General features: G+C 44.4%; 9 protein-coding genes and 1 pseudogene. 7 read left to right on the top strand and 3 right to left on the bottom strand.

The window, feature by feature from the left end:
• The coding region (locus IM475_RS01945; protein ID WP_287726518.1) for a DUF3987 domain-containing protein at positions 1–2626 on the top strand (2626 nt) is incomplete at its 5' end.
• Positions 2627–3026: 400 nt separating this feature from the next.
• Here the strand turns inward: IM475_RS01945 and IM475_RS01940 are convergent.
• The 3 genes from IM475_RS01940 to IM475_RS01930 all read right to left on the bottom strand — a co-directional run bounded on the left by IM475_RS01940 (position 3027) and on the right by IM475_RS01930 (position 5282).
• Positions 3027–3866: a DNA-binding protein gene (locus IM475_RS01940; RefSeq protein ID WP_287726517.1), complete on the bottom strand. Its 840-nt coding sequence runs from the start codon at positions 3864–3866 to the stop codon at positions 3027–3029.
• 178 nt (positions 3867–4044) lie between these two features.
• Complete coding sequence (locus IM475_RS01935) at positions 4045–5004, bottom strand: tyrosine-type recombinase/integrase (RefSeq protein WP_287726516.1); 960 nt, start codon at positions 5002–5004, stop codon at positions 4045–4047.
• Positions 5005–5075: 71 nt separating this feature from the next.
• Entirely contained in the window at positions 5076–5282 is a 207-nt protein-coding gene (locus IM475_RS01930) for a helix-turn-helix transcriptional regulator (RefSeq protein ID WP_287726519.1), read from the bottom strand.
• Between the two features lie 241 nt (positions 5283–5523).
• On the opposite strand from IM475_RS01930, the gene IM475_RS01925 reads away from it, so the two are divergent.
• The 6 genes and pseudogenes from IM475_RS01925 to IM475_RS01900 form a co-directional block, all read left to right on the top strand.
• Positions 5524–6015 (top strand): hypothetical protein, encoded by a 492-nt coding sequence (locus tag IM475_RS01925; RefSeq protein WP_287726515.1) that lies wholly within the window; start codon positions 5524–5526, stop codon positions 6013–6015.
• 47 nt (positions 6016–6062) lie between these two features.
• On the top strand, positions 6063–6254 hold the full coding sequence (locus tag IM475_RS01920) for a hypothetical protein (RefSeq protein WP_287726514.1): 192 nt from the start codon (positions 6063–6065) through the stop codon (positions 6252–6254).
• Between the two features lie 48 nt (positions 6255–6302).
• Positions 6303–6638, top strand: coding sequence for a hypothetical protein (locus IM475_RS01915; protein ID WP_287726513.1), 336 nt, complete (start codon positions 6303–6305; stop codon positions 6636–6638).
• A gap of 202 nt (positions 6639–6840) precedes the next feature.
• A complete protein-coding gene (locus tag IM475_RS01910; RefSeq protein WP_287726512.1) occupies positions 6841–6993 on the top strand; it encodes an Arc family DNA-binding protein in 153 nt (50 codons plus the stop codon).
• Positions 6994–7058: 65 nt separating this feature from the next.
• Positions 7059–7313 (top strand): hypothetical protein, encoded by a 255-nt coding sequence (locus IM475_RS01905; RefSeq protein ID WP_287726511.1) that lies wholly within the window; start codon positions 7059–7061, stop codon positions 7311–7313.
• 7 nt (positions 7314–7320) lie between these two features.
• Positions 7321–8090 (top strand): annotated as a pseudogene (locus IM475_RS01900) (hypothetical protein); the annotation flags it as partial.

Here is an 8090-nt window from a genome sequence, read left to right as displayed (position 1 = left end):
GTCTAGCCATTTACCCAATATTGAACTACCCATAACAGTTATCCCCAATGGCAAGGATAACGGTCAAGTTTGGTTAACCGAGGGGATTTTAAAGCCTTTTGTGGCTGCGTATCGACACGGTATCAATGCCATAGGTGCAGCTGGTGGTAATTTTTCAGGTAGTGTCAATCAGATCAAAGAAGCGATTGAACCCTATAAAGAGTTAATTTTATGCCCGGACGCGGGGGACGTAAATAACCCTCATGTGATGCTGAGATGGTCTAAAGAGATTAATTTTTTGCAATCCCTAGGGAAGTCGCTATTAATCGCGTTTTGGGGGCAAAAAACCAAAGATAATGACGATATTGATGAGTTATCGAGTCTGGAAGGGATCGAGTTTATCGAGTGCAGTAAATTTTTAGCAATGGGGGAAAAAATGGGCATGGAACCGCAAAAAACAGGGAAACCTAACAATGTAATCAATCACCCCAAATTTTCCCCTAAACCCCTCGAAACCGACCAATTAAAGGAAACAATCGATAACCTGATAACTGAGAACCTCACCGGTTCCAAGCGCGAAATAAAACTCGCTTCGATCGCCCGTGAATTTAATCTGACACAACAGCAAGTTAACTCGATTTACCAGAAATCAATCGAGGAAACTGATCATGACCTTGACCGCGAAGACCTTTTTAGCGACCTCGACAATATCTTAAAAGCCGATAGCCAACGGCTTGACCTTAGCAAGGTACTCCCTGAGAAATTAGCCAACGCTATTAGTCACCATGCCAGATTAACGGGATTGCGATCGGAGGCCTATTTAACCGCGTTATTAAGTGGACTATCATCAACCCTTCACCCTGATACGGCCTTAAGCCTGTACCCACAGACTAGCTGGAAGGTTCCCCCCAATATTTATGCAGCCATAGTCGCGTTAAGCGGTGAGGGTAAGTCAATCATCGGCCGTGCGATGATTTCTGATCCTCTCAAGGCTCTAATCGAATTGGATGATCAGGATTATGACTCAAAACTCAGTGAGTATAAAGCCGCGCTTGCTGACTATGAGATAGCCAAAAAATCAAAAAATACCGACTCATTCCCCGATGGCCCACCCTCAAAACCTACCCGGCGGATCCGCTATTTTAGCAGTGGAACCGGTGAGGGGATAGCGAGATATGCAGCTAACAGCCAAGATAAGGGGATGTTGCTTTTTCGAGATGAAATCGCCGGTTTATTCAAGAGTGCCAATATGTACAGGGGAGGCCGTGGCTCTGACAGCGAGGACATTCTGGAATATTTTGACGGGACCCCACCTATCACCCTGCGGGCCGACCCGGATAAAACGGTAGTATGCCGAAAAATTCTTTTATCGATTTTTGGCACGATTCAACCGGCGATATTAGAGCAACTTCTAGGAAATAAGCAGGATGATAATGGCCAATGGGCGCGGTTCTTATTTTGCCTACTCCCCCCCTCAACCCTTGATCTTGACATTGACGCGACTTATCCTAATCTCACCCCGATGCTGACAGACCTCTATCGACAATTTGATCGCTTGCCAGTAAAAACCTATGACCTATCACGCCCGGCCCGGGAACGATTTCTAAAGGCCGCTAACCGACTTAAATCATTAGCCGATGGTGAACAGCGCCCGGCTATGAGAAATGTACTGATTAAAGCGAGAGGGCTGATCGGTCGCTTGGCCCTTAACCTTCATCTTACAAACTCCCTATTTAACGGTATTAGACCCCCCCTAGAGATTTCTAAAGAAATCGTTAACGCGGCTATTGAATTGACAAGCTTTTTTATCAATCAGGTAAGGGGGATGTACGGAAAACTATCGGATGATTTACCTTCCCAATATGCAAGGATTCTAGCGTGTGCTACCGATTGGATAACGCCTAATAACGCACGGAAAAAGGCTTTTTCGGGAAAAGCTAAGACAGAATACCCATCGACAAGGATAACTGAGATATTCCGGGAATTAAGCGACAAGGGTTATGGGGAAGTCAGAGCCACTACCCGTGGCTCGATTGAATTTCGAGTATTAAAGGGGGATAACCTTATCCCCCCAGCGAAACCCTTACCAGATAAGGATTCTGAGATTAAAGGGGATAAAGGGGGGATAAAGGGGGATAATCTTATCCCCCCAGTGGAACCCTTACCAAGTAAGGATTACAGCCTAAAGGGGGATAAAGGGGATAAAAAAAATCATTTTGATTCTCAAAACTTAACCCCTCTCAATGATCAGGATGCTGATTACCTATCCCCCCTCACTGAAAAATCAAAAGGGGATAATACCCTATCCCCTTTATCCCCTTTATCCCCCCAAGTTGATGAAACTCAGTCACAGCAAGACTTTACAAGGGGGGATAAATTAAAATCCCCCTTATCCCCCCTATCCCCTTTATCCCCCCAAAATCCTGAAACCGACTCCGATCGCCCGGTGGGTGACACTCAAAACCTTAAGCCGGGGGGTGAGTGCATTTACAAAAAAAATGGCCGCGCCCATGGGGTGATTAGTGTCGATGGTGATTTAATCACTATTCAGGATTGGTATCGGGAAAATCCCCCCTTTACGGTTGCTATAGATGAAGTCACGCTAGACACTCCCGGCCCGAAGCGAGGGAAAAAGAAAAAAGCCTAATAGCGATCGCCTAGCTAAAACCCAATCCCCCCCCAAAACCAAAACCGAAAAAATTGCGGATTTTTGCCCTAAAATACCCTGAGAATCGGTTAAACGCAATTAATAATACAAGTGTACTTGTGCCAGTTAGTGTGACACTTTGTGTGTGCCAAAGGTACACATTTTTGTACTATTAGTAACTGGTACAAAAATGGGTACAATTGTACACATTTTATCAAGGTGACGGTTAGTTACCTGTACTGATTAACAGTACACTCTCAACAAAGGTATAAAAATTTTTTGTCTCTAGGGGGAAAACGCGCCGGGACGGGGTGCGATCGAAAACTCCAAAAAAGAACCTACACTTTTTCTAACCCTGTACCCGACTAGGTTGTGACCAGTGGTACAGGGTGAAGCTGTGTCACTCAGGTAACACGGCTTGATACTCGTAAGGGTTGCCCTTGCTGCCGCGCTGCGTCCGTCTGGGCCAACCTTCTGTTAACGCTTTTTTTCTTAACCCTTCTTTGGTTTTGGGCCAACCGGAATAATGGCAGTCAAGTAAGTCATCGATGGTGTACCACGGTTTTGAATCAGTCACGGTTCCGATCGCGTCCGTGACCGGTTCATTTATTGCTGAGATTGGTTCTACAGTCTCAACCGTTCCATCGATGGAAGCGATCGCTTCCAGTGCCGGCGACGGTGGTGACGGTGAAACTTCCGGGGTGACGGTTTCGATCGCCGGTTGGTCCGATGAACCCGGGGAAGTTTCGCCGGTGGGAATTGGGGCAGCGATCGAAGCCTCTCGCTCTCTTTTTAGTAAAGGTTCCATATCGCCTATCTGTTGGCTATCTGTGTCTATACTGTCTATCTCTTGACTATCCAACTGGATAGCTAGGGCATTTAGCCTATGCTCTAAGCTAGTGATTTTGTCAGATAATCCTTGATCAGAATCGGTTAGGCGATCGTCAAAAGCTTCTATCCAGTCGGTTAGTTTTTTGGATATTGTGTCTAGTCGGTTGTCTATTCTTTGAGTAGTTGCCTCTAATTTGTCTAGTCGATTAGTGTCTAGCTGATTGTCTATCTTGTCTATCCACTGCTTTTTTCCCGTGACTAGCGATATGTCTAGCGTACCGTCTAGGCATCCTGAGATAAAATCATACAAAAGCGAGGCTGTATCTGTGTTTTGGCTTTTTGCCAAGTTGTTAAAAGCCTCTCTTTTTTCCCCTTCGATCCTGATTGTGATTAGTTTATCGCGTGCCATAGTTGTCTATCCGTTGTCTATCTGTCTATTCATAGGATAGCCAATTGTATAGCCATTGTCTATCCACTGTGGACAGTTTGAGAATTGGCACTCGATCGCTTCCAATACTCAGGATGAAACACCCATAAAACTTTTTTTCGAGGCTTCTAGGGGTGTTTATGAAGGGTTTTTTTTTGGGTTAAACGAGACTATCTAACAAGTCAGTGACCTCTCCCTGATGATTTTTGCGGTTATCGTCATAGATGAGAAGGGTGTTAAGGCTACTGTGTCTCGATAACTTTTGTACCCTTCTCACATCCCCCCCGGTAGCCTCAAGCGCGGCCGTGATAGAACTATGGCGGATCCGGTGAGGACTCATGACCTTAGTGATACCGGCATCCTTACAGCGATCGCTAACGATATTGTAAATAGCCTGAGTGCATAGGCGGCCGTCTTTATAGCCGGGATTGACTGACACAAATAAAGCCTTATCGGGGTCATGTTCCCCCCGCGCTTCTAGCCATGCCTCGATCGCCGTGACCGTACCCGTCCCTAGAGACACAATCTCTGAGTTATTCCCCCGTCCCTTCCCAAAAATTCTTAACGTTTTAGCCACCGGGTCAAAGTCAGCGATCGAAGCCTTAGACACTTCCGATCGCCGGAGGGCATTACTCCATAAGAGAAGTAATAAAGCATAGTCCCTAATACCCTTTAATGTTCCCCGGTCAATCCCCCCTAGCACTCGCTTGAATGTCTCGGGGTCAACCCCGGAAGTGTCACGATATGCTGACAATTTTTCCCCTTTAACAGACTCAAGCATAAAGTCAGAATGACCACAGTTATAAGAAAAAGCGACTAATGACTTAATAGCGGCTAAACGTCGGTTAATTGTGGCCGATTTTAAGCCTTTAGTGACCAATTCCCCCTTATACCGACTAACTAGGGCATAAGCACCATGCCTATCAAGAGATAAAAACTTCCCCAATTCCGTACCCAGATCAGCGAGAAAATTCTCAATGTCTTTTTGGTACACACGCCGGGTATGTGGTGATCTTTTGGTGTTCAACCAATCGGCTAAAACCCTCTCCCAATCGGTACTAAGGGGAACCGGGGATAGGTGGGAAACTTTGGAGTTAATTAGTACAAGGTTGCTGGTCATCTTGCGAAAAGGTTTATTATCAACAGATTAAGAATTGTTAAGAACCCGTGGGTTCACGGGTAGGGAGTAGGTTAGGGGCTAGGGAAGTCGTCAAGAGTGCAGTCTAGAAGTTGACACAACTTCTTAAACTGATCAATGGTCAACGTTGGAATAGTGGCCTCCCTTTCCCAGTTGCTGATCGTCTGTTTGCTCACCCCTAAAACTTTGGCTATGTCGTCTTGAGATAGCGATTTTGACCGTCTCTTAATTAGAAACCATTGGGAAAAAGTCAGTTTCATTACTTGGCTCATATCTTTATGCTTACTTATAGTCAAGTCTATTTTAACTTAAATCCGTAATTATTACAACTATAAGTTAACTTTATATAAAGATATGTATAAGTGTAAAAACTCTAATATAATCTGACTTGACTTGTATAAGTGACAGTGCCATAATAGTAAACATAAGGAAAGACGACCGCTACCAATTCCACTTAGAGCAGTCGCCTTTCCCAAAACAAACCAAAAGGATTCTAACATCATGAGACTCATTCCAGCAATTGCATTAGACAGACCCCGCGAAGTTTCCACAAAATACGGCCAAAGATTAGTGATCGACGCTATGGCACGCGATACCGGTGAGAAAATCACACTATGGCGGCCCTCCGATGATGATTACTCGAAAAAATTTGTCGTTCGGGATATGCCTATCACGGTGGCAATTGACGCAAAAGGCAAGTTTTCCTTAGTGGAGAACCCTGATCACTTAAAACTGGGAAAACCCTTACCCGTTGAACCGGTTCGCGTTCAACCCGTCCATAATTACGACCATAAGATTGAAAAAACAAGCGAGAGTGACCAATCTTTGCTATCCCCCGACAAAAAGCGCGAGATTGCCTCTTATATCAGTGAAATGGCTAAACTTTACGGGTTTTGCCTCACTCAAGCTGAAAGTTTAGGCGCGATCGATGAAGACCGCCGAGCGATCGCTACCACCCTGTTTATCTCGGCCCAGAAAAAATTTAGCTTGTAATCAGTAAATCAAGGGGGGATTAATTCCCCTTCTTAGGAGACAAAACAATGAAGGAATTTACAGCAATTTTACCCCTCACCATTGAGGTCACAATCAAGGCTAAAAATCGACAAGAGGCTTTATCTTTTCTCGATGATTTATATGCCAATATCAGCATAGAAAACGACGGAAACCAAGAGATAGAGATACTAAGCGATAATCTTTCCCTACTCGAAAATAATTGGGAATTAGAAGATTAATTATCAGCTATCAGTTATCAGTAAACAATCATTTAGGACTAGAAAAAGATGACCACAAAACAAGAGTATTATCAAATTTTTAGGAGTGCCAAAAAACCCACAGACCCTGACACTTTAGCGGTTTTAACTTACTTTGGAGATGATAATCGATACTGGTATATTAACTCCCTTGATTGCCGTTCTTTTTTGGGTCAATCAGGACATTTTATGCGCGAATTGGTGTTAGAAACCGGTGGAAACCTAGAGACTATTTTAGCCAAAACACGGGAAACCTTAGAACCCTTAATGCCCTCAAATATTGCTGATTGTGATGAGGTTGATTGGCACTGGATAGGGTTAAATTTTTTGTGGGGTGAGCTTTTTGACGAGATAGAAGATTTGTAAGTTATTTGTAAGTTAATTGTAAGTTTTTTGTAAGTATCAATTAATCTTACACCGTGTAACCCTTACCCTGATTGGGTTTTGGCTTTTGGGGCTGTGACTTTTTGGAACTTAACAAAACTTTAATATTTTGGTAGTACAAGTTAGGTTCTTTGTTGGTTTTCTGTGCTACATTGATGACAACAGAAATTAGGAGACGATGTAAATGCCGCGAAGAGTAGATGATGTAATGAAATCGCTAAATATACGATTCCCCTCAGACATGAGAAATCAAATCAAGCAACGCGCTAAAAATCGCGGCGAGAGCGAGGCCGTGGTCATCCGTGAACTGCTCACAAAATCCTTAGAAACCGCCTAAAAAGAACTAACCGCCCCATAGCCTGCAAGCTTTGGAAGCGGTTCAAAACTTATATTCTTAATGAGATGAAGTGTAACACTAATAGAAGTTTACTGTCAAGAGTTTCCCCAAAAAATCCCTATGATGCCACGGGATTAAGCGATAGAACCCCCACTAACCAGAATAAATCAGCAATAAGCAGTTTATCGGTTAATTTTGGCAATTTAAGCCAGAATAGCCTGAATTTTGCGGCACGAGTATCCCTAGCCACGGCACAAAAATCTGATATTCACCAAAAAACCACAGCGAATAAGGCCCGCCGTGGTTTTGTACTTTCTTAAACTTACTATGAACAATAACACAAATTCTAGAGAAAAGCTACACCCTTTCAAAGGGTCTGACTCATGCCCGATCTGTGGGGAAACCGACGGCGATTGCCGTTACTCTACCGATAGGGAATTGGTTCTATGCCATTCTCACATCGACTTTGACCCCAATCATCCCGATTGGCACTATGTCCGGGCATCCAAAAAGGGGCCGTGGGGCGTATTCAGGATCAGGAAAGATGAAGCATTCAATCGCACGGAATGGGAAGCGAAAAAAGCCGAACGAGAGCGCGACCAGTTGGAACGGCAAAAAGAACACGCTAAGAATTCCCTGAGTATTCCAGACCGTGACAAGGCATTAAGGAAGCTATCCAAAACTCTAGGGCTGTCACAGCATCATCGACAAGCTTTACTCGATAGAGGTCTGTCTGAGAGCCAAATAGAGACGGGTTTATTTTTCAGCATCTCACCTAATAAACCAGTGCCGGCAGATATTCCCCCCAACTTACCCGGGGTGATTAATGGGAAGATAGCGGCCGCCGATAATGGTATCGCTTGTTTAGCCTTTGATGGGGAAGGCCGGGCCATTGGCTATCAAGTCAGAATTGACAACGCTACTGACTCTAAATATCGGTGGGCTAAGGGTGTAGAGTCTAGCCATTTACCCAATATTGAACTACCCATAACAGTTATCCCCAATGGCAAGGATAACGGTCAAGTTTGGTTAACCGAGGGGATTTTAAAGCCTTTTGTGGCTGCGTATCGACACGGTATCAATGCCATAGGTGCAGC

This window comes from Microcystis sp. M061S2, assembly GCF_020245605.1.
Lineage (GTDB): Bacteria > Cyanobacteriota > Cyanobacteriia > Cyanobacteriales > Microcystaceae > Microcystis.
This window is presented reverse-complemented; position numbering and strand designations above follow the sequence as displayed.

Bases quoted from the DNA above. Each gene is read 5' to 3' on its own strand.
- IM475_RS01930 (WP_287726519.1), bottom strand. From the start codon at position 5,282: ATGAAACTGACTTTTTCCCAATGGTTTCTAATTAAGAGACGGTCAAAA.
- IM475_RS01935 (WP_287726516.1), bottom strand. From the start codon at position 5,004: ATGACCAGCAACCTTGTACTAATTAACTCCAAAGTTTCCCACCTATCC.
- IM475_RS01940 (WP_287726517.1), bottom strand. From the start codon at position 3,866: ATGGCACGCGATAAACTAATCACAATCAGGATCGAAGGGGAAAAAAGA.
- IM475_RS01915 (WP_287726513.1), top strand. From the start codon at position 6,303: ATGACCACAAAACAAGAGTATTATCAAATTTTTAGGAGTGCCAAAAAA.
- IM475_RS01925 (WP_287726515.1), top strand. From the start codon at position 5,524: ATGAGACTCATTCCAGCAATTGCATTAGACAGACCCCGCGAAGTTTCC.
- IM475_RS01920 (WP_287726514.1), top strand. From the start codon at position 6,063: ATGAAGGAATTTACAGCAATTTTACCCCTCACCATTGAGGTCACAATC.
- IM475_RS01905 (WP_287726511.1), top strand. From the start codon at position 7,059: ATGAAGTGTAACACTAATAGAAGTTTACTGTCAAGAGTTTCCCCAAAA.
- IM475_RS01910 (WP_287726512.1), top strand. From the start codon at position 6,841: ATGCCGCGAAGAGTAGATGATGTAATGAAATCGCTAAATATACGATTC.